Source organism: Streptomyces sp. NPDC002276 (genome assembly GCF_053891435.1).
On record NZ_JBSFCQ010000002.1, the window covers coordinates 496,393 to 517,131 of the forward strand.

Sequence of the window (20,739 nt, forward strand, 5' to 3'; positions counted from 1 at the left end):
CCGGGGGTACGGCCCCGCAGGTGGGGGCCGATTGTCACGGTTCTGTCACTGGGGCGGCCGGGGTGGCCTGCCCCTTCTGGGCAGCGGCCCCGCCTCGCCCGGCAGCCGCCCCGCCTCCGCGAGAGCGCGCCGCAGCAGGAACTCGATCTGCGCGTTGGCGGACCGCAGTTCGTCCCCGGCCCACCGCGCGACGGCCTCGTAGACCGCGGGGTCCAGCCGCAGCAGCACCTGCTTGCGCTCCTGCTGCGGCCGGCGCTTCGCCCCGGAGGGCTCGGAAGGGTCTGTCACTGGTAGAGGGTCCCAGTGTTGAGCACCGGCTGCGGTGCCCGGTCCCCGCACAGCACCACCAGCAGGTTGGACACCATCGCCGCCTTCCGCTCGGAGTCCAGCTCCACGATGTCCCGCTCGGTGATCCGGGCCAGTGCCGCCTCGACCATCCCGACCGCCCCGTCCACGATCTGCCGCCGGGCCGCGACCACCGCCCCGGCCTGCTGCCGCTGGAGCATCGCCGAGGCGATCTCGGGCGCGTACGCGAGATGCGTGAAGCGGGACTCGATGATCCGGACACCGGCCGCCTCGACGCGCGCGCTCAGTTCGAGGACCAGCTTCTCGGTGATCTCCTCGGCGTTGCCGCGCAGCGACAGCCCGCCCTCGTCGTGGGAGTCGTAGGGGTACTCGATGGCGATGTGCCGTACGGCCGCCTCGGTCTGGATGGCGACGAAGTCGCTGTAGTCGTCCACCTCGAAGGTGGCCTGCGCGGTGTCGCGGACCTTCCACACCATGACCGCGGCCAGCTCGATCGGGTTGCCGTAGGCGTCGTTGACCTTGAGGACCGCGGTCTCGTGGTTGCGGACCCGGGTGGAGATCTTGGTGCGTGAGGTGAACGGGTTCACCCAGCGCAGCCCGTCCTGCCGGATGGTCCCCCGGTACCGCCCGAAGAGCTGCACGACCCGCGCCTCGCCCGGCGCCACCGTGTTCAGCCCGCGCATCGCGATGACCGCGGCCAGGAAGACGAGGAGGCCGCCGACGATCAGCGCGGCCTTGCCGCCGGGCGCGGTGACCGCGGTGGCGCCGGCGAGCAGTCCGGCGGAGAGCAGCAGCCCGGCCAGTCCGAGGGCCAGCGCCAGCGCGCCGCCGATGCTGTGCGCGGCGAACTCGCGCACACGCGGGGCGGGCATCTCGGGTACGTCCGCCGTGGGTGAGTCCGTGGCCATGTTTCCCCCATATCTCGGTTCTAGCAATCTGATATCACTTTACCCCTGCACGGCAACCCTCAACCCCGTTCGTACGTCGGTTCCGTTGGGAACAGGTGCTGATTCTCACGTCCGTAAAAGACAGGATCGGCAGACCTTTGTCACAACTGGCGGTGTTAGCTTTCTGAGCTGACTCGCAGGCACGGACGAGACGGAAGCGGAGCAGACGGACTCATGGGACGAGCGGAAGAGCGACGAGCGCGACAACGCGGTGGCCGCCGCGCTGCGCCCAAGACCCGCCGCTCGTCAGGAGCGGAAGCCGGCGGCGCCACGAGCGCCACGAGCGCCACGAGCGGCAAGAGCGGTAAGAGCTTCATACGCAGACTCTTCACCTGGAAGAAGATCCTCGGCACGTTCCTCGGCTTCTGCCTGCTCGGCATCGGCGCGTTCATCGTGCTCTACATGATGATCAGCATCCCCGAGGGCAACGCGACCGCGAAGCTCCAGAGCAACGTCTACAAGTACAGCGACGGCTCGATCCTGACCCGCAGGGGCCAGGTCAACCGGGAGAACGTGGACCTCTCGCAGGTCCCGAAGGCCGTCCAGGAGACCTTCGTCGCCGCCGAGAACAAGACCTTCTACAACGACGCCGGCGTCGACCTCAAGGGCACCGCGCGCGGCCTGCTCAACACGCTGTCCGGCAAGGGCGCGCAGGGCGGTTCGACGATCACCCAGCAGTACGTCAAGAACTACTACCTGACGCAGGACCAGACCGTCACGCGCAAGCTGAAGGAACTGGTCATCTCGCTGAAGCTGGACCGCGAGAAGTCCAAGGACTACATCCTCGCCGGGTACATCAACACCAGTTACTACGGCCGCGGCGCCTACGGCATCCAGGCCGCCGCCCAGGCCTACTACCAGGTCGACGCGAGGAAGCTCTCGGTCGAGCAGGGCGCCTATCTCGCCGCGCTGCTCCAGGCGCCGAACCAGTACGACTGGGCGATAGCCACCGACACCGGCAAGCAGCTGGTGAAGGCGCGCTGGAACTACGTGCTGGACAACATGGTCGGGCAGAACTGGCTCAGCTCCGCCAAGCGTCAGCAGATGACGTTCCCGACCCCCAAGGCGCCCAAGGCCGAGGCCGGCATGGAGGGGCAGAACGGCTACCTGGTGACCGAGGCCAACGCGGCGCTGGAGAAGCAGCTGATCTCCAGTGGCCAGGCCGCCAACACCAAGGAGGCCGAGGCGCTGGTCGACGCGGGCGGCTGGACGATCACGCTCAACATCGACAAGAAGAAGCAGGCCCAGCTGGAGAAGTCGGTCAAGTCCCAGCTGACCAGCAAGCTCGACGCCAAGAAGCGCAAGGTCGACGGGAACGTCCAGCCGGGCGCGGTGTCCGTGGACCCCAAGACGGGCGCGGTCGTGGCGATGTACGGCGGTGTGGGCTACACCCAGCACTTCAGGAACAACGCCACCCGCACCGACTACCAGCCCGCGTCCACGTTCAAGCCGGTGATCCTCGCGGCGGCCCTCGCGGACGACGCCAAGACGCAGTCCGGCAAGACGATCGCCGCCAACACCCTCTACGACGGCACCAGCAAGCGTCCGGTCGTGGGCAGCGACGTCGCCTTCGCGCCGGAGAACGAGGACGACCAGAACTACGGTCCGGTCACGGTGCAGACGGCGATGAACAAGTCGATCAACTCCGTCTTCGCGCAGCTCGGTGTCGACGTCGGCATGGACAAGGTGAAGAAGACCGCCGAGCAGCTGGGCATGGACCCCGGCGACCTGAGGGCCCTGCCCGCGCAGACCCTGGGCACCATGGGCGCGAGCCCGATGGAGATGGCCGGCGTCTACGCCACCTTCGACAACCACGGCCGGAAGGTCACCCCGGCGATCGTCAAGTCGGTGTCGCACAACACGCGCACGGTCACCATGCCGAACCCGATCGGCGCCCAGGTCATCCCGCGTGAGGCCGCCGACACGGTGTCCTCGGTGCTGACCGGTGTGGTCGACGACGGTACGGCGAAGGTGTCGGTGGCCGAGAACAGCAAGCGCGACGGGCAGCAGGTCGCGGGCAAGACGGGTACGTCCGACAACAACCTGTCGGCCTGGTTCACCGGGTACACGCCCGACCTGGTCACCTCGGTGGGCCTGTTCGGCGAGAAGAAGGGCAGCGGGGCGCAGGTTCCGCTGACCGGCGCGACCGGCCTGATCACCGCGGGCGGCGGCCGTATCAACGGTGGTGGCTACCCGGCGCAGATCTGGGCGACGTACATGTTCGGAGTGACCAAGGCGAACAGCAAGTTCGACCTGGACACCGACCAGGGCGCGGCCGTCGAGCCGGACTTCACACCGACCCCGAGCGCGACCGTGTCGGTGACGCCGTCCGCGACGCCGACGACGAAGAGTCCGTCGCCGACCCCGACGACGGAGTCGCCCACGCCGACCCCGACGCCCACGCCGACCCCGACCCCCACCCCGACGCCGACGACCAATCCGACCCCGACGACACCGGGCGACGGCGACACCGGCGAGCCGCTCGATCAGTTCGGCCAGTAGCGGGTCGTACGAGCGGAAGGGCGCCCGGCTCATCGCCGGGCGCCCTTTTTGCTTGCCGTTACTCGAAGTTGGCGGCGATCCGGTCGCCCAGCTCCTTGTCCACGTTCTGCCAGTAGCGCAGGGCGCGGTCGAGGACCGAGCGGGAGACGTCCGACTTCAGGTGGCCGGTGACGTTCGACACCAGCCGGTCGCGGGCCGCGTCGTCCAGGACCTCGCGGACCATCGTGCCGGCTTGGCCGAAGTCGTCGTCCTCGCGGTGCGACTTGGTTGCCTCGCGCACGAGTTCACCGGCCGTCTGCCAGCTCGCCGGGTCGCCGAACCGCGCGTAGTCGGCGGCGGGACCGCCGTAGGAGTTCGGGGCGTACGGGCGGGCGGTGTTGGACGCCTCGTACCGCATCGGGCCGTCCTTGGCATAGGAGTTGACCGGTGCGTGCGGCCGATTCGGCGGCAGCTGGGCGTAGTTGGGGCCGATCCGGTACCGGTGGGTGTCCGGGTAGGAGAACAGCCGGCCCAGCAGCATCTTGTCTGGGGAAGGGCCGATGCCCGGGACCAGGTTCGAGGGCTCGAAGGCGGCCTGCTCGATATGGACGAAGTAGTCGTCCGGGTTCCGGTTCAGCGTCATCCGGCCGACGTCGATCAGCGGATAGTCCCCGTGCGGCCACACCTTCGTCAGGTCGAAGGGGTTGAAGCGGTAGTCCGCCGCGTCCTCGAACGGCATGATCTGGACCTTCAGGGTCCAGCTCGGCGCGTTCCCGGACTCGATCGACTCGTGCAGGTCACGGCGGTGCTTGTCGCCGTCCTGCCCGGCCAGTTCGTCGGCCTCGGCCTGGGTGAGGTACTCGATACCCTGGTCGGTCTTGAAGTGGTACTTGACCCAGAACCGCTCACCGGCGCCGTTGATCCACATGTAGGTGTGGGAGCCGTAGCCGTTCATGTGGCGGTACGTCTTCGGGATGCCGCGGTCGCCCATCAGCCAGGTCACCTGGTGTGCCGACTCGGGGGAGAGGGTCCAGAAGTCCCACTGCATGTCGTTGCTGCGCAGCCCGGTCGCCGGGTGGCGCTTCTGCGAGCGGATGAAGTCCTGGAACTTGATGGTGTCGCGGACGAAGAAGACCGGGGTGTTGTTGCCCACCAGGTCGTAATTGCCGTGTTCCGTATAGAACTTGAGGGCGAAGCCGCGCGGGTCGCGCCAGGTGTCGGGCGAGCCCTGCTCACCGGCCACGGTGGAGAACCGGGCCAGCATCTCGGTGCGTCTGCCGGGCTGGAAGAGGTCGGCCCGGGTGAACTGGCTGATGTCGTTGGTGACTTCGAAGAAGCCGTAGGCTCCGCTGCCCTTGGCGTGCACCACCCGCTCGGGGACCCGTTCCCGGTTGAACTGGGCCATCTTCTCGATGAGGTAGTGGTCCTGGAGCAGGATCGGGCCGTCGGCTCCGACGGTGAGCGAGTGTTCGTCGCTCTCCACCGGGATGCCGACGTTGTTCGTGGTGTACGGAGTGTGCTGGGGTGCCTGCGTCACGAGCGTCCTCCTGTTCGGAAGAAAGTAGGTCGCTTTCGCTTCGCGTACCCCAGCAGTCAACTCCCACGCTGGTACCTCGGCAACTTTTGGACGGGGTCTAATTCCGGTTCAGTTCGAACCAGACCACCTTTCCGGTGCTGAGCCGGGTCGCTCCCCACCGACGGGCCAGTTTGTTGACCAGGTAGAGCCCGCGCCCGCCCTCGTCCGTGGCCCGCGCCTGCCGCAGCCTGGGCAGCTGGGGCACGTCGTCGCCGACCTCGCAGCGCAGCACGTCGGTGCGCAGCAGCCGGAGCGTGACCGGCCGCGAGGCGTACCGCACGGCGTTCGTCACGACCTCGCTGACCAGCAGCTCCACCGAGTCGCTCATGTCCTCCATGCCCCAGCGGGCCAGCGCCCGCCGGGCCAGCCGTCGGGCCTGGCCGGGCGCCGAGTCCTCCGGGTCGAGGAACCAGTACGCGACATCGCTCGGCGCGATCCCGTCGAAGCGGGCGGCGAGCAGCGCGATGTCGTCGTCCCGGTCGCCCGGGCCGAGCATGTCGAGCACCTCGTCGCACAGGGCCTCAAGGGGCGGCGGGTGATCCGGTCCGGTGAGCTGCGCGACCGCGGCCAGCTTCTCGCGCAGCTGCTCTATCCCGGTCCACACGTCCCGCAGCCGCGACTCGACCAGCCCGTCCGTGTAGAGGAGCAGGGTCGCGCCCGCCGGGGCGTCCAGCTCCACGGCCTCGAAGTCGACGCCGCCGACACCGATCGGGGCGCCGGGCGGCACCCGCAGGACCTCGGCCCGGCCGCCCAGATGCAGCAACACCGGTGGCGGATGGCCCGCGTTGGCGATCGTGATGCGGTGCGAGACCGGGTCGTAGACCGCGTAGAGGCAGGTCGCCATGCGGTCGGTGCCGAGGCGCTGGGCCTGTTCGTCGAGGTGGTGCAGGACCTCCTGCGGGGGCAGGTCGAGACCCGCCAACGTCTGTGCGGTGGTGCGGAGTTGGCCCATGATCGCGGCCGATGTCATGGAATGCCCCATGACGTCGCCGACCACGAGAGCGACCCGGCTGCCGGGCAGCGGGATCGCGTCGTACCAGTCGCCGCCGACCCGGGCGGTCTCGGCGGCCGGGAGGTAGCGGGAGGCCAGCCGCACGCCGGTGGGGCGCGGCAGGGTCTCGGGAAGCATGGTGCGCTGCAACTCGTCGGCGATGTACGCCTCACGGCCGTAGAGGACCGCCTTGTCGATGCCCAGGGCGCTGTGCGTGGCGAGTTGGGCGGCGACGAGCAGGTCGTCGGCCTCGAAGGCCATGCGCTCGGGGCGGCGCAGGAAGAGCGCGGCGCCGATCACCCGGCGCCGGCCGCGCAGCGGCGCGAGGATCGCCCGCTGTCCGGCCGGGACGATCAACTCGCCGCCCTCGCCGAGCAGTTCGGGCAGCGCGGCGCGCGCGGCGGGCGAGTCCGCGAACACCGGCCGGACGCCCCGCAGCACCTCGTTCAGCGCGCCGCCGGGCCTGACCTCGCACAACTCGGCGGTGACCGCCGACAGTTCGGACGGCTGCTCGGGCTGGAGCGCGGGCATGAAGCCGTTCTCCGTGTCCCGCTCCTCCGGGATCCGGTCGGTACGGCGCAGCCGCAGCACGACGGGACCCGTGGGCCGTTCGTCGCCGACGGGCAGCGGGTCGCGCAGATAGACCAGGATCGCGTCCGAGAAGGTCGGCACGGTCGCCCGGCACAGCCCCATCACGATCTCGTCCAGGTCGATTCCGCGGGCGATCCGCCGGGTCGCGGCGCCCACGAAGCGCAGCCGGTCCCCGTCCCGCCGCATCGGCATGGGACCGCCCGGGGGCAGCCCCTGTCCCGTACGGCGCTCCTTGGCGGCGGAGTCGGGGCCCGGCTGGGCCGGGATGCCCTCGGGCGCGGGACGCGGACGGTGGGCGTCGGGTTCGGCGGCCGAGGGCTGGGAGTGCTCGGAGCCACCTGCGGTGTCGGGCTTCACAGGGGTACCTGCCGGGTCCTTCCCCTTGGCGCGGGACGTGCTCGTACCCGGCGCCGAGGACGGCTCACCGGTGCGTGCCTGAGCCGGTAAGGCCGGGGCACCGGACGGCCTTGGCGGCGGCGTCGGGGTACGCAGAAGCGCCCCACGGGAGTCCGTGGGGTCGGCGCCCTGTGGGCGCTCGAAAGAGGTGGGGTGCTCCGTCACGCGTGTCGAATCCGTCCGTCCGGGACCGCACGCTGTACGTACGGTTCGTCCCGCCGAAATGCCGATACCCGGAATACGTGCCCCAGGAACGGAATTCCCGCGTGGTCAGAGGCTGTTCCTGTGCCACCGGTGGGCCGACGGCCCTCAGGACCGGTGTCGCCGGTGTTGCCCTCGTACCCCTCGCTCACGTCCTGCCGCCCCTCGGTGACATCTGGTCAGTCCCGGTACACGCGCCGGGAGTTGTCGCGGTGCCCTTGCGGAGGACGATCCTACGGTTGCGTACCGGGGGCGCATCAAGGGTCTCATGTGGACATGTGCGCGGGGGTGCGGTCCCAGTCCTCCGGAAGTGAAGGTACAGCCCAGGACGGATCCGGGCGCCAGTGCTGCCAACCATCCGAGAACGGCGGACCCCACGCGCGGATCGTCTCCACCGCGGACCAGCCCGCTTTCCGTACCCGCTCGGCGAGTTGGGGATCCATCAGCCCGTCCCGCTGGGCCTGCGCGAACTCGTCCTCGTCACGCCACTCCCAACTCCGGTCCGGCTCCACGGTGATGTCCAGGAAGTGGTCCTCGGAGTCGACCCCGCCCGCCCAACGGGCCAGCGGTTCCTCAAGGTTCACGTACCAGTTCTTGAACCGCCATCCCGGCTCCCAGAACAGCCACACCGACCACGGCTCACCGGGCCGCGCCAGCTTCAGCACCCCGGTCCCGAACCAGTGGTCGCGCTGGACCGTGCGCGGCTTGGTGTACCGCGTCTCCAGCGGCTCCACGTGCACCGACGTGCCGTCCGCGAGCACCGGCCTCACACACTCGGTGCCGGGCGCCATCCAGACCGCGAGCAACTCCTCGTCGTCGCGGACGACCGTGACGGGGCGGGCGATGTGGAAGCGCGGTCCGGCGTTCTCCCGATAGCGCCACAGGATCTGACTCCCGGGCGCCCAGAAGGCCGTAGACGTACCCGCTTCCACCGCTCTCACCGCTCCACCGTCTGCCATGAACAGATATTAGGTGCCCCGGGCATACGACGCTGCGGCGCGCGTCACGGTTCTCGCCATGGCGACAATTGGTTACGGACGCGTCATCCGCAGGACATCGAGGGCTTCGTCGAGTTGGACGACCGTCAGATCACCGCGCTCCACATAGCCGCCCTCCAGCACGACTTGGCGGATCGTCTTCCGTTCCGCCAGTGCTTTCTTGGCCACCTTGGCGGCCTCCTCGTACCCGATGTACTTGTTCAGCGGGGTGACGACCGACGGCGACGACTCGGCGTACTCGCGCGCACGCTCCCGGTGAGCGACGATCCCGTCCACGGTCCGGTCGGCGAGCAGCCGCGAGACATTGGCCAGCAGCCTGATCGACTCCAGGACATTCTTGGCGATCACCGGCAGCATCACATTGAGCTCGAAGTTGCCCGCGGCCCCCGCGGTGGCGACGGTCGCGTCATTGCCGACGACCTGCGCGGCCACCATCAGCACGGCCTCCGGGATGACCGGATTGACCTTGCCGGGCATGATCGAGGACCCCGGCTGAAGATCCGGCAGCGAGATCTCGGACAGCCCGGTGCGCGGCCCGGACGCCATCCACCGCAGATCGTTCGCGATCTTCGTCAGCCCCACGGCGATGGTCCGCAACTGCCCGCTGGTCTCGACGATCCCGTCCCGGGCACCCTGCGCCTCGAAGTGATCGCGCGCCTCGGTGAGCGGCAGCCCGGTGACCAGGGCGACCTCCGCGATCACGGCGGCGGAGAACCCGGGCGGGGTGTTGATCCCGGTGCCGACGGCGGTCCCGCCCAGCGGCAGTTCGGCCAGCCGCGGCAGCGAGGCCTGCAACCGCTCGACGCCGTACCGCACTTGGGCCGCGTACCCGCCGAACTCCTGCCCCAGCGTCACCGGCGTGGCGTCCATGAGATGCGTCCGCCCTGACTTCACCACATCGGCGAACTCGACGGCCTTGCGCGAGAGCGCGCCCGCGAGATGCTCCAGGGCGGGGACGAGGTCGTGGATGACCGCACCGGTGGCCGCGATGTGAATGCTGGACGGGAAGACGTCGTTGGACGACTGCGAGGCGTTGACGTGGTCGTTCGGATGCACAGGGCGCCCGAGCCGCTCGGTCGCGAGGGTCGCGATCACCTCGTTGGCGTTCATGTTGGACGAGGTGCCGGACCCCGTCTGGAACACGTCGACCGGGAAGTGCTCGTCCCACGCCCCGCCGGCGACCTCACGGGCCGCCTCCTGGATCGCCTCCGCGATGTCCTTGTCCAGCACGCCCAGTTCGGCGTTCACCTTGGCGGCGGCACCCTTGATCCGGGCCAGCGCCTCGATGTGGGCACGCTCGATGCGCTGGCCGGAAATAGGGAAGTTCTCCACGGCACGCTGCGTCTGCGCGCGCCACTTGGCGTCCGCCGGGACCTGTACCTCGCCCATGGAGTCGTGCTCGATGCGGTAGTCGCTCATACCTGTATATCGACCGGGAGGGCGGGGATGTTCCGGGTCAGTGGTCCGGAGCCGTGCAGACGGGCCTGCCGCCCACCTCGGCACACGCCTGCGCCCCGCGCGGGTCCGCGGCGGCCAGCATCGGACTGCTGTAACCGTCCGAGCGGTCGCCCGGATACTCGGCGGACAACTCGTCCCGCCCCGACCTGATCGAGATCTCCCGCGCGCCGCCGACCCGGGTGCGCACCTCCGACCAGACGGTCGCGCAGGCCGGCGAGAAGCGGAGCCGTACGACCTGGGCGGCCCGCGCCACGACGCTCTCCGTACGGGCGTCCCGGGCGCAGGTCCCGGCGGACGGCAGCTCCCCCTGACAGCCACCGGCACGGCACGAGGCCGCCGCGTACGGCTCCGCCCCGGTGTCGCGGTCGAGGACGTCGGCCGCCCCGGCGGTGACCGCGACCGTGGTGGCCATCGCGGCGAGGGCGACGAGGGCACGGGCGGGAGCGCGCAGCCGACGGGGGCGTACGGGCGGGACGGACGGGACGGAAGGTTCGATGGGCCTGGACTGTTCCCGGGTCGCCGTGTCCCACAGGGCGAGCAGCGTGCCGGGGTCGGTTCCCGCGAGCCGGGCGAGCGCCTCGACCGCGGCGCGTGGCGGGAACTGGTCGCCGTTCAGATAACGGTGCCAGGTCGACTTGCTGTACGGCGTGACGGAGGCCAGCGCGGCCAGGCTCAGCCCGGTCCGCCGCTTGAGGAGGTGGAGTTCCGCCAGGAGCCGCTGTCTCTCGACCGTCACAGGGCCTTCCCTTCCCGGGGGTGGTGCGGGCCCACACCCGGGTCGCCGGAATATGAAGGGGTGTTGACCTGGTGTTCCCCGACGGGACGTACGGGACCGTCCCGTCGGGGAACACCGTCGGTCAGCCGAGGGTCAGCACCAGCGGACGGCGCTGTGGTCGCGGACGTAGTGCGCGGAGACGTAGCCCTCGTGGTGCGGGAGCTTGTACCAGCGGTGGTTGCCGAAGACACCGGAGCCGCGCGTCTCGCAGACGATGGGCAACGCCCGCCCGACCGGCCGCGTCCCGACGATCCGGTAGCCGGTACCGGGGCCGGAGCGGACGTTCAGGCGGGTGGAGTGGCGGGTCGTGACGCTGCCCCAGGTGTGGGCGGTGGTGACGTGGTGGTGGGTGACGTGGTGCCGGGTCGGGTGTGCCGGGTGGGCGGCCGGGGCCGCGACGGCTGTTGCGGCTCCTGCGGGGAAGAGGGCGACGGCCGCGAACGCGGCCACGAGGCCGTTGCGCAGAGTGCGTCGGATCATGGGGGGTTCCTCCGAGTCGACCGGGGACCACGGGGTGTGATCCTGTCGGTACGGAGCGTTTCCGGCAAAGCGGGCAGGGATGCCGTCCCGTGTGTCCCTGGGACAAAGAGGGACGACATCTGGTGCGGCGGGATGTAGTCAGCCCGTCCGGCGTCTGAGGACGAGGCCGTCCAGGCCGACCGGGGGTCCAGGGGGCGGAGCCCCCTGGAGGACGGGACGGGTAGGGGCGGCGGGGGCGAAATCCACCCCCGGCCACCCCGGGCGCACTACACCAACCCAGGCCCCCGCACCGGAATGTGCGTGAACGTCGGCTCAGGCGCCGGGTTCTGGAAGAAGTCGTTGCCCTTGTCGTCGACGACGACGAACGCCGGGAAGTCCTCGACCTCGATCTTCCAGACGGCCTCCATGCCGAGCTCCTCGTACTCGACGACCTCGACCTTCTTGATGCAGTCCTGCGCGAGCCTGGCCGCGGGCCCACCGATCGAACCGAGGTAGAAACCACCGTGCGCGTCACACGCGTCGGTGACCTGTTTGCTGCGGTTCCCCTTGGCGAGCATCACCTTGGAGCCGCCCGCCGCCTGGAACTGCTCCACGTACGAGTCCATGCGCCCGGCCGTCGTAGGACCGAAGGAACCGGACGCGTACCCCTCGGGGGTCTTCGCCGGGCCCGCGTAGTACACCGGGTGGTCCTTCAGGTACTGCGGCATCTCCTCGCCCGCGTCGAGCCGCTCCTTGATCTTGGCGTGCGCGATGTCGCGGGCCACGACCAACGGGCCGGAGAGCGAGAGTCGGGTCTTGACCGGGTACTTGGTCAGCTCGGCGAGGATGTCGTCCATGGGCTGGTTGAGGTCGATCCGGACGACGTCGGCGGACTCGTCGAGGTGCTCGTCCGTCGTCTCCGGCAGGAACCGCGCCGGGTCCGTCTCCAACTGCTCCAGGAACACGCCTTCCGCGGTGATCTTCGCGACGGCCTGGCGGTCGGCCGAGCAGGACACGGCGATGGCGACGGGGCACGAGGCGCCATGACGGGGGAGTCGGACGACCCGCACGTCGTGGCAGAAGTACTTGCCGCCGAACTGCGCCCCGATCCCGATCCGCTGCGTCAGCTCGAAGACCTTCTGCTCCAGGTCCTTGTCCCGGAAGCCGTGCCCCAGCTCCGAACCCTCGGCCGGGATCTCGTCCAGGTAGTGCGCGGAGGCGTACTTCGCGGTCTTCAGCGCGTACTCGGCGCTCGTACCGCCGACCACGATCGCCAGGTGGTACGGCGGGCAGGCCGCCGTACCCAGCGAACGGATCTTCTCCTCAAGGAACTTCATCATGGAGCCCTCGTTGAGGACCGCCTTCGTCTCCTGGTAGAGGAACGACTTGTTGGCCGAGCCGCCGCCCTTCGCCATGAACAGGAACTTGTAGGCGCCGCCGTCGGTCGCGTACAGCTCGATCTGCGCGGGCAGGTTCGAGCCGGTGTTCTTCTCGTCCCACATGGTCAGCGGGGCCATCTGCGAGTACCGAAGGTTCAGGTTCAGGTACGCGTCGTAGATGCCCTTGCTGAGCGCCTTCTCGTCCTCACCTTCGGTGAGGACGTTCTGCCCGCGCTTGCCCATGACGATCGCCGTACCGGTGTCCTGGCACATGGGCAGCACACCGGCCGCCGCGATGTTCGCGTTCTTCAGGAGGTCCAGCGCCACGAACTTGTCGTTGTTCGACGCCTCGGGGTCGTCGATGATCCGGCGCAGCTGCGCGAGGTGGGCCGGCCGCAGATAGTGCTGGATGTCGTGGATCGCCTCGGCGGCGAGCTTGCGCAGTGCCTCGGGCTCGACCTTGAGGAACGTCCGCCCGTCGGCCTCGAAGGTGGAGACACCCTCGGAGGTCACCAGCCGGTACGGGGTGGTGTCCTCTCCCATGGGGAGCAGATCGGTGTACGCGAACTCAGGCATCGCAGCCCATTCCTCACTCGACAGACGGCCGCCCGCCGACACTGGCGGGCGCTCACCAGCGTAGAACCTGCCGCTGACAGCGAGCTTGTGAGGTAAGGCTCAGTTCGCCGTGGGCCGCGCCACGCCAACGTTGTCCACACCCCTAGTCGCGATCTATCGCGTTTCGGTACTCTGCTGTCGTGGACCTTCAGAAGCAGCCCGCCGCCGCGCCCACGGCCCCGCAGCCCGCGCCCACCACGTCCGCGCTGCGCGCCTCGGACGCCGACCGTGACCGCATCGCCGACATCCTGCGCGACGCCCTGGCCGAGGGGCGGCTGAGCGCCGACGAGCACGCCGAGCGGGTCGAGGGGGTGCTGAGCGCCAAGACGGTCGGCGAGCTGGAGGTCTTCATCCAGGATCTGCCGGCCGCCCATGGACACCGGGCGACGGCCGCGTCGTACAGCCCCGCGCCGAACCGTCCGACGGAGGGCGCGATCCCGGCCGAGGCCGACGGACACGTGGTGGCGGTGTTCAGCTCCGCCATGCGCAAGGGCCGCTGGCGCGCGGGCCGCCGGATGCACGCGTACGCCGTGTTCGGCAGCGTCGAGATCGACCTCAGCGAGGCGATCTTCGAGTACCAGCAGGTCGTCATCAAGGCGATCTCGGTGTTCGGCAACGTCGAGATCCGCGTCCCGGAGAACGTGTCGTTGCGCGGCACCGGCGGTGGCGTCCTCGGCAACTTCGAGGTGGACACGCTCGACTCACTGGAGCCGGACGCGCCCGTGATCTACGTCGACGGATGGGCCGTACTCGGAAACATCGAGGCAAAACCCAAGCGCGGCAAGCTCGTTGCGGACATTCTCGATCGGGTTCAGCGCAAGGTCGACAAGAATTTGCGCAAGCACCTGGACCGTTGACGGTTGTGAATCGGGACACATCTGGAGCTGATCGGTCCGCGCCGGTCCGCCCCTGACAACGCGCACAAGCACACGGAAACCAGCGGTTCGGAACTCAGTGCATAGGCGCGCGCACAGCGGGTAGGCCTTGCTGCATCGTCTCTCGCTCGCGAAGCCGTCGTCAGGAGTAGACCGTGCTGCAACCGCCGCATTCGTCCCTGCAGGTAGCTGCTGTTCCGGCCCAGCGGATGCCTGCGCGAGACAGGGACCAAGACGCTCCCTGGCACACCGAAGCGGTGTGCCGGCGCGACGAGGCCGGCCTGTTCTTCGCACCCTCCAAGGAACCCACCGCCGCCCGGCTCTCCCGCGAGGACGCCGCCAAGCGCGTCTGCGCGCGCTGTCCGGTCATGGTCGAGTGCCGAGAACACGCCCTGCTCCAACCCGAGCCCTACGGAGTCTGGGGCGGCCTCACCGCCGCCGAACGCCGAGTGGTCCTGGCCAGGCGCCGCCGCCGCGACCTGGAACTCCAGAAGGCGAGGGCGGCGGGCCGCATAGCAGCGGCAGGCTGACCGACGTAGAAGAGGCGCCCCCACCGCACCGGGGGCGCCTCTTTCACGTACGACTGTGTGGTCGTGGTTCTGGTTGTGGTTGTAGTTGTGATTCTGGTTGTGGCGTGGCTACTTGGCCCGGTCGAAGTCGATCGCGCTGTACGCCCGCAGCTTGCTCAGCCGGTGCTCCGAGTCGATCCGTCGCACCGTCCCGGACTTCGACCGCATCACGATCGAGTCGGTGGTCGCGGTCTCCGACCGGTACCGCACGCCCCGCAGCAGCTCCCCGTCCGTGATCCCGGTGGCGACGAAGAACACGTTCTCGCCCGACACCAGGTCGTTGGTGGTGAGCACCCGGTCCAGGTCGTGCCCCGCGTCCAGCGCCCGCTGCCGCTCCGCGTCGTCCTTGGGCCACAACTTGCCCTGGATCACGCCCCCGAGGCACTTCACGGCACAGGCCGAGATGATGCCCTCGGGCGTGCCGCCGACACCGAGCAGCAGATCGACGCCGGTGCCCTCGCGCAGCGCCAGGATCGAGCCCGCGACATCGCCGTCGGAGATCAGCTTGATCCGCGCACCGGTCTCCCGGATCTCCTTGATGATCCCGTCGTGCCGAGGCCGGTCCAGTACGACGACGGTGACGTCCTCGGGCGTGACCCGCTTCGCCTTGGCGACCCGGCGGACGTTCACCGAGATCGGCGCCTCGATGTCGACGAACTCCGCCGCCTCGGGCCCGGTGACGAGCTTGTCCATGTAGAACACGGCGGACGGGTCGAACATCGAACCCCGGTCCGCGGCGGCCAGCACGGCGATCGCGTTCGGCATGCCCTTGGCGTTGAGGGTGGTCCCGTCGATCGGATCGACGGCGATGTCGCACTCGGGCCCGGTCCCGTCACCGACGCGCTCGCCGTTGAAGAGCATCGGCGCCTCGTCCTTCTCGCCCTCGCCGATGACGACGACGCCGTTCATCGAGACGGTGGAGACGAGGGTCCGCATGGCGCGCACGGCGGCACCGTCGGCGCCGTTCTTGTCACCGCGCCCGACCCAGCGGCCCGCGGCCATCGCGGCGGCTTCGGTCACCCGGACGAGTTCCAGGGCGAGGTTGCGGTCGGGGGCCTCGGAGGGGACTTCGAGTTCGGACGGCAGATGATGATGCTCGGTCATCGGAGCGCACCTTTCTGATACGACGACGGCCGGATGAGGGTATGGCCACGACTCTATCGCCAGGCAGACAAAATGAGCAGGGGGCCCCACGGATGAGCGGCCGGGGCACCTGCGACGATAGGGGCGTGGCAGGTTCGAACGGCAAGCAGAAGACGGTCCGGGACATGATTCTCTCCCTGGGCCTGATCGGGATCGCGGCGGCGATCGTCTACCTCTTCATCCCGCACAGCGACCACGCTCCGGACGTCAAGCGGGTCGACTACCGCGTGGAGCTGCTCACGGCTCGCCGCGCGGCGCCGTACCCGGTGGCGGCGCCGGAGGGTCTGCCCACGACCTGGAAGGCGACCTCGGTCCGCTACGACGGCGCCGCGTTCGACGCCTGGCACCTCGGGTTCAGTGCCCCCGACGGTGAGTACGTGCAGATAGAGCAGTCGACTCAGAAGCCCTCCGACTTCGTCGACACCGCGAGCCAGGGCGCCACCGCGACGAAGACCACCCAGACCATCGACGGCCACACCTGGACCCGCTGGACCGGCGGTCGCTACGACGCCCTCGTGCTCGCGGACAAGGGCTCGACGACGGTCGTCGCGGGCACGGGCTCCTTCGCCCAACTGACCGAGATGGCACAGGCGTTGAAGACGAAGTAGCCCGGCAGGCGTTCCCGCGCTACGGCCGGACGTACGGCCGGGTCATGATCTCCATGTTGTGGCCGCTCGGGTCCTCGAAGTAGGCGCCGCGACCGCCGAAGAGCTGGTTCGTCCGGCCGGGGTCCTGGTGGTACGGGTCGGCGTAGTACGTGACCCCGACCGCCTCCAGGCGGCCGATCATGGTGTCGAACCGCTCCTCGGGCACGAGGAACGCGTAGTGCTGCGGCTGGATCGGCTCGTCGCGCTTCTCGTAGAAGTCGAGCGTCACGCCGTTGCCCAGGTCGACCGGGACGAACGGCCCGAAGGGCGCGCCGACCTCCAGACCCATGATCGCGGCGAGGAAGTCGGCCGACAGTTGCCGGTCGACGGCGTAGACGGCGGTGTGGTTCAGCTGGACGGTGGTCGGCAGTGACATGTGTGGGCGGGTCTCCGAGTCTTGGGTCCGATGAGCGCGCCACGTGCGGGCGCGAGGAGGGAAGACAAGGAGAGACGGCGGGGCTCTGGCCCGCCTCGTGCTCACGCCGAGGCCGGGTGCCCCACTCGTGAATGGCCCATGGCCGACCCGGCAGTCACGTGAAGGACCCTAGTGCCCCACTGAGCGTCACGGCAATGGTGAACGCGGAGGGCCCCGGCGCGGACGGTCTCCTGTCCGCGCCGGGGCCCTGTGCGCGTTGCGCGTCGCGTCACACGTCTCAGACGGTGGTGACGACCTCGTCGTACGCCAGGCGCGGGGAGCGCGGGAACCAGGCGTCCTCGCCCGGCTTGCCGATGTTGATGACGACGAACGGGGTGTGGTCGTCGTCCAGGAACTCCTTCTGGACGCCCGCGAAGTCGAGACCGGTCATCGGTCCGGCGGCGAGGCCGGCGGCGCGGATGCCGATGATGAAGTACGCGGCCTGGAGGGCGGCGTTCAGCGCTGCGTTGCCCTCACGGACCGAACGCTCGCCGAAGACGGCGTCCTTGGCCTGCGGGAAGTGCGGGAACAGGGTGGGCAGTTCCTCGTGGAACTCGTTGTCCGCGGAGAGGATCGCGACCAGCGGGGCGGCGGCGGTCTTCTTCTGGTTGCCCTCGGAGAGGTGCCGCACGAGACGCTCGCGGGCCTCGGGGGAGCGGACCAGGGTGACGCGCAGCGGCGACTGGTTCATCGAGGTCGGGCCGTACTTGACCAGGTCGTAGATCGCCTGGACCTGCTCGTCGGTCACGGGCTCGTCGGTGAAGGTGTTCGCGGTGCGGGCCTCGCGGAACAGCAGGTCCTGGGCGGCGGGGTCAAGAACGAGAGACATACGAGAACTTCCTCGGGGGGCCGGAAGCGGATTACCGGACCGCGGTCCGGTTAAGCTGACGGGACCGACCGTACGCGACGGGAGGTTCAACATTCAACCAAAAGTGGAGCATGGTGATCCGCCTCACAGAGCAGATCACCGTCAGTGTTACTCGCGGCCCTCTTCTTCGGCCTCTTCCTCCGCCAGTGCCGCGTCCAGCCGCGCCCGGGCCCCGTCCAGCCAGCGCCGGCACACCTTGGCCAGCTCCTCGCCCCGCTCCCAGAGCGCGAGCGACTCCTCCAGCGTCGTACCGCCCGCCTCCAGCCGCCGCACGACCTCGATCAGCTCGTCGCGCGCCTGTTCGTACCCGAGCGCCTCTGCCGTACCGGCATTTTCGTCAACCTTGCTGGTCATCCGCCCACCCTATGCATGTGCCGTATCGACTCGAACCGTGAACTCGCCCTCGGCGACCCGCGCGCGCAGTACCTCGTCCGCCGTCACCTCGTCCGGGTCCCGGACGGCGTGCCCGTCGGCCTTCTGTAGCACCGCGTACCCCCGCTTCAGGGTCGCCGCGGGGGAGAGGGCCACCACGCGCGCGTGCGTGTGGGTCAGCTCCGAGTCGGCGCGGTCCAGGAGATGGCCGAGAGTGCGCCGACCGCGGCCGAGCAGCGCGGAGACATGGTCCGCCCGCTCGTCGATCATCCGGTGCGGATCCTCTATCGACGGCCGCGCCAGCGCCTGCGCCAGCCCGCGCTCCTCCCGGTCGACGAACGCGACCACACACCGCCGCGCCCGGTCGCGCAACTGCCGTACGCGCTCGTACTCCTCGCCGACATCCGGTACGACCTTCTTCGCCGCGTCGGTGGGGGTGGAGGCGCGCAGGTCGGCCACGTAGTCCAGGAGCGGGTTGTCGGGCTCGTGCCCGATCGCGGACACCACGGGCGTACGGCACTCCGACACGGCGCGCACCAACTGCTCGTCGGAGAACGGCAGTAGGTCCTCCACGCTGCCGCCGCCCCGGGCCACGATGATCACGTCCACACCGTCGAGCGCGTCCAGCTCCTTCACGGCCTGCACGACCTGCGGCACGGCGTGCACACCCTGCACGGGTACGTTGCGCACCTCGAAGCGGACCGCCGGCCAGCGATGCCGCGCGTTCTCCAGCACGTCCCGCTCGGCCGCCGAGGCCCGCCCGCAGACCAGCCCGATGAGCTGCGGCAGGAACGGCAGCGGCTTCTTCCGGTCAGCCGCGAACAGCCCCTCCGCCGCGAGGGACTTCTTCAACTGCTCCAGCCGCGCGAGGAGTTCACCCACCCCCACCGGCCTTATCTCCGTGGCCCGCAACGACAACTGCCCACGCGGCGCGTACCACTCCGGCTTCGCGAGGACGACGACCCGCGCGCCCTCGCTGACGACATCCGCGATCTCGTCGAACACCTGCCGGAAGCAGGTCACGCTCACCGAGATGTCGTACGACGGGTCGCGCAGCGTCAGGAACACGACACCGGCACCGGGGCGCCGCGACAGCTGGGTGATCTGCCCCTCGACCCACACCGCGCCGAGCCGGTCGATCCACCCGCCGATCAGCCGGGAGACCTCACCGACGGGGAGCGGGGCGTCCGGAGCCGTGTTGAGAGCCATGCGCCCGAGAGTAACGGCCGCCTCTGACAACGCGGTCGAGGTGCCGAGCGTGTGACCTCAACCGGTCTCCGTGTCGCCCTTGTTCCGCCCGCGCTGCACCGCGAGCACCACCAACCCCACCGCCAGCCAGATCGCGCCCACCACCTGTGCCGTGCCGGACGCCTCCACGATCACCGCGATCGTGATCGCCGCCCCCAGCACCGGCACGAGCACGTGCCGCCACCACACCACCGGGCCGCCCCTGCGCCGTACCGCGAACCAGCCCACCACGCTCGCGTGCAGCAGCGTGAAGGCGGTCAGCGCGCCGATGTCGACGACCGACACCAGCTGGTCGAGCCCGTCGTCGCGCCGGGCCGCCCAGACCGCCGCGACGAGAGTGATCAGGGCTGCCGAGAGCAGGGCGACCCGCGGTACTCCGTCGTCGGTCTTCGACAGGGCGCGCGGGAGGCGTCGGTCGCGGGCCATGGCGAAGACCAGGCGGCCCGCCGCGGCCTGCCCGACGAGTGCCGCGAAGGCCGCGCCGATCGCCTTGCTGACGGCGACCAGGTTGTGCAGCCAGTTGCCCACCGACACGTCGACCGCGTCGTAGAACGCCGATCCCTGTTTTCCGGCGTCGGCGGCGAGCTGTGCGGAAGTCGTCGGCTCCAGGAGGGCGACCAGGTACGTCTGGGTGATGAACAGGACACCGGCGAGCGCGAGGCAGAACAGCAGCGCCCTGGCGACCTTCTCGGAGCCGCCGGTGACCTCCTCCGCGAAGGTGGCGACCGCGTCGAAGCCCAGGTAGGACAGCACGGCGACGGAGACCGCGCCGATCACCGCCGACAGCGCGAACGCGCCCTGGGTGCCGTCCCCGGAGAGGGGCGACAGCCAGCCCCGTTCGGCGCCGTCGCGCACGAGGACGACGATCGCCGACACGGTGAACACGACCAGGACGACGATCTCCATCGCGAGCACCAGGAAGCCCACGCGCGCGGCGGCCCGTACTCCCCAGAGGTTGAGGCAGGTCGTGAGGACGACCGCCAGCGCGGTCCACACCCACCGGGAGACGTCCGGGACCAGCGCGTTCATGGCGATCCCGGAGAAGAGATAGGCGACCGCGGGGATCAGGACGTAGTCCAGCATCGCCATCCAGCCGGCGACGAACCCGGCCTCCCTGCCGAGCCCCACGCGCGCGTAGGCGAACACCGAGCCCGCCTGAGGGACGACCCGCACCATCTGCGCGTAGCTGAAAGCGGTGAACGCCATCGCGACCGTCGCCACGACGTAGACCAGCGCGACCGCGCCGTGCGACTTGGCGTCCAGGGTGCCGAACACGCCGACCGGCGCCATGGGGGCGATGAACAGCAGCCCGTAGACGACGAGATCACGGAAACCGAGGCTGCGCCGCAGCTGAGGCGCCCCACCGGAGGTGGTCGTCGTGTCCGTGCCCGTGTCGGCCATCTCGCGTCTCCCGTACGTAGTGTCCGGC

At 69.7% G+C, this 20,739-nt stretch carries 19 protein-coding genes; 4 read left to right on the forward strand and 15 right to left on the reverse strand.

Annotation, left to right across the window (positions count from 1 at the left end):
* Positions 1-45: 45 nt before the first annotated feature.
* Both ACWIHT_RS07410 and ACWIHT_RS07415 read right to left on the reverse strand, forming a co-directional pair.
* Positions 46-288: a hypothetical protein gene (locus ACWIHT_RS07410; RefSeq protein WP_093628922.1), complete on the reverse strand. Its 243-nt coding sequence runs from the start codon at positions 286-288 to the stop codon at positions 46-48.
* Entirely contained in the window at positions 285-1,214 is a 930-nt protein-coding gene (locus ACWIHT_RS07415; RefSeq protein WP_456165364.1) for an SPFH domain-containing protein, read from the reverse strand. The genes ACWIHT_RS07410 and ACWIHT_RS07415 overlap by 4 nt, the downstream gene beginning before the upstream one ends.
* Positions 1,215-1,427: 213 nt before the next feature.
* Here ACWIHT_RS07415 and ACWIHT_RS07420 point away from each other — a divergent pair, with 213 nt between their 5' ends.
* Positions 1,428-3,755 (forward strand): transglycosylase domain-containing protein, encoded by a 2,328-nt coding sequence (locus ACWIHT_RS07420; RefSeq protein ID WP_456165366.1) that lies wholly within the window; start codon positions 1,428-1,430, stop codon positions 3,753-3,755.
* 58 nt (positions 3,756-3,813) lie between these two features.
* On the opposite strand, the gene ACWIHT_RS07425 is transcribed toward ACWIHT_RS07420, so the two are convergent.
* The 7 genes from ACWIHT_RS07425 to ACWIHT_RS07455 all read right to left on the reverse strand — a co-directional run bounded on the left by ACWIHT_RS07425 (position 3,814) and on the right by ACWIHT_RS07455 (position 13,134).
* A complete protein-coding gene (locus tag ACWIHT_RS07425; RefSeq protein WP_456165368.1) occupies positions 3,814-5,271 on the reverse strand; it encodes a catalase in 1,458 nt (485 codons plus the stop codon).
* A 97-nt stretch (positions 5,272-5,368) separates the two neighbouring features.
* On the reverse strand, positions 5,369-7,453 hold the full coding sequence (locus ACWIHT_RS07430; protein WP_456165370.1) for a SpoIIE family protein phosphatase: 2,085 nt from the start codon (positions 7,451-7,453) through the stop codon (positions 5,369-5,371).
* Positions 7,454-7,755: 302 nt separating this feature from the next.
* On the reverse strand, positions 7,756-8,448 hold the full coding sequence (fomD, locus tag ACWIHT_RS07435; protein ID WP_456165372.1) for a cytidylyl-2-hydroxypropylphosphonate hydrolase: 693 nt from the start codon (positions 8,446-8,448) through the stop codon (positions 7,756-7,758).
* A 72-nt stretch (positions 8,449-8,520) separates the two neighbouring features.
* Complete coding sequence (locus ACWIHT_RS07440; RefSeq protein WP_456165374.1) at positions 8,521-9,906, reverse strand: class II fumarate hydratase; 1,386 nt, start codon at positions 9,904-9,906, stop codon at positions 8,521-8,523.
* Between the two features lie 37 nt (positions 9,907-9,943).
* On the reverse strand, positions 9,944-10,681 hold the full coding sequence (locus tag ACWIHT_RS07445; RefSeq protein WP_456165376.1) for a DUF2690 domain-containing protein: 738 nt from the start codon (positions 10,679-10,681) through the stop codon (positions 9,944-9,946).
* Positions 10,682-10,813: 132 nt separating this feature from the next.
* Complete coding sequence (locus ACWIHT_RS07450) at positions 10,814-11,200, reverse strand: SH3 domain-containing protein (RefSeq protein WP_456165378.1); 387 nt, start codon at positions 11,198-11,200, stop codon at positions 10,814-10,816.
* 266 nt (positions 11,201-11,466) lie between these two features.
* On the reverse strand, positions 11,467-13,134 hold the full coding sequence (locus tag ACWIHT_RS07455; RefSeq protein WP_456165380.1) for a fumarate hydratase: 1,668 nt from the start codon (positions 13,132-13,134) through the stop codon (positions 11,467-11,469).
* Positions 13,135-13,313: 179 nt separating this feature from the next.
* On the opposite strand from ACWIHT_RS07455, the gene ACWIHT_RS07460 reads away from it, so the two are divergent.
* Together ACWIHT_RS07460 and ACWIHT_RS07465 are read left to right on the forward strand one after the other, a co-directional pair.
* The gene (locus tag ACWIHT_RS07460) at positions 13,314-14,030 is read left to right on the forward strand and encodes a DUF1707 SHOCT-like domain-containing protein (RefSeq protein WP_456165382.1); all 717 of its coding nucleotides are present in this window, start codon (positions 13,314-13,316) and stop codon (positions 14,028-14,030) included.
* A gap of 173 nt (positions 14,031-14,203) precedes the next feature.
* The gene (locus tag ACWIHT_RS07465; RefSeq protein WP_262055890.1) at positions 14,204-14,578 is read left to right on the forward strand and encodes a WhiB family transcriptional regulator; all 375 of its coding nucleotides are present in this window, start codon (positions 14,204-14,206) and stop codon (positions 14,576-14,578) included.
* A 108-nt stretch (positions 14,579-14,686) separates the two neighbouring features.
* Here ACWIHT_RS07465 and glpX read toward each other — a convergent pair whose 3' ends face one another.
* Positions 14,687-15,721, reverse strand: coding sequence for a class II fructose-bisphosphatase (glpX, locus tag ACWIHT_RS07470; RefSeq protein WP_019072737.1), 1,035 nt, complete (start codon positions 15,719-15,721; stop codon positions 14,687-14,689).
* Positions 15,722-15,846: 125 nt separating this feature from the next.
* Between glpX and ACWIHT_RS07475 the strand changes: the two genes are divergently transcribed.
* Positions 15,847-16,368: a DUF4245 domain-containing protein gene (locus ACWIHT_RS07475; protein ID WP_456165385.1), complete on the forward strand. Its 522-nt coding sequence runs from the start codon at positions 15,847-15,849 to the stop codon at positions 16,366-16,368.
* A 19-nt stretch (positions 16,369-16,387) separates the two neighbouring features.
* Here the strand turns inward: ACWIHT_RS07475 and ACWIHT_RS07480 are convergent, their stop codons facing one another.
* The 5 genes from ACWIHT_RS07480 to ACWIHT_RS07500 all read right to left on the reverse strand — a co-directional run bounded on the left by ACWIHT_RS07480 (position 16,388) and on the right by ACWIHT_RS07500 (position 20,711).
* Positions 16,388-16,783, reverse strand: coding sequence for a VOC family protein (locus tag ACWIHT_RS07480; protein WP_456165387.1), 396 nt, complete (start codon positions 16,781-16,783; stop codon positions 16,388-16,390).
* A 277-nt stretch (positions 16,784-17,060) separates the two neighbouring features.
* Positions 17,061-17,651: a malonic semialdehyde reductase gene (locus ACWIHT_RS07485; protein ID WP_456165389.1), complete on the reverse strand. Its 591-nt coding sequence runs from the start codon at positions 17,649-17,651 to the stop codon at positions 17,061-17,063.
* A 147-nt stretch (positions 17,652-17,798) separates the two neighbouring features.
* Entirely contained in the window at positions 17,799-18,044 is a 246-nt protein-coding gene (locus ACWIHT_RS07490) for an exodeoxyribonuclease VII small subunit (protein WP_456165391.1), read from the reverse strand.
* 9 nt (positions 18,045-18,053) lie between these two features.
* Positions 18,054-19,271: an exodeoxyribonuclease VII large subunit gene (xseA, locus tag ACWIHT_RS07495; protein ID WP_456165393.1), complete on the reverse strand. Its 1,218-nt coding sequence runs from the start codon at positions 19,269-19,271 to the stop codon at positions 18,054-18,056.
* A 57-nt stretch (positions 19,272-19,328) separates the two neighbouring features.
* Complete coding sequence (locus ACWIHT_RS07500; protein WP_456165395.1) at positions 19,329-20,711, reverse strand: APC family permease; 1,383 nt, start codon at positions 20,709-20,711, stop codon at positions 19,329-19,331.
* Between the last annotated feature and the right edge of the window lie 28 nt (positions 20,712-20,739).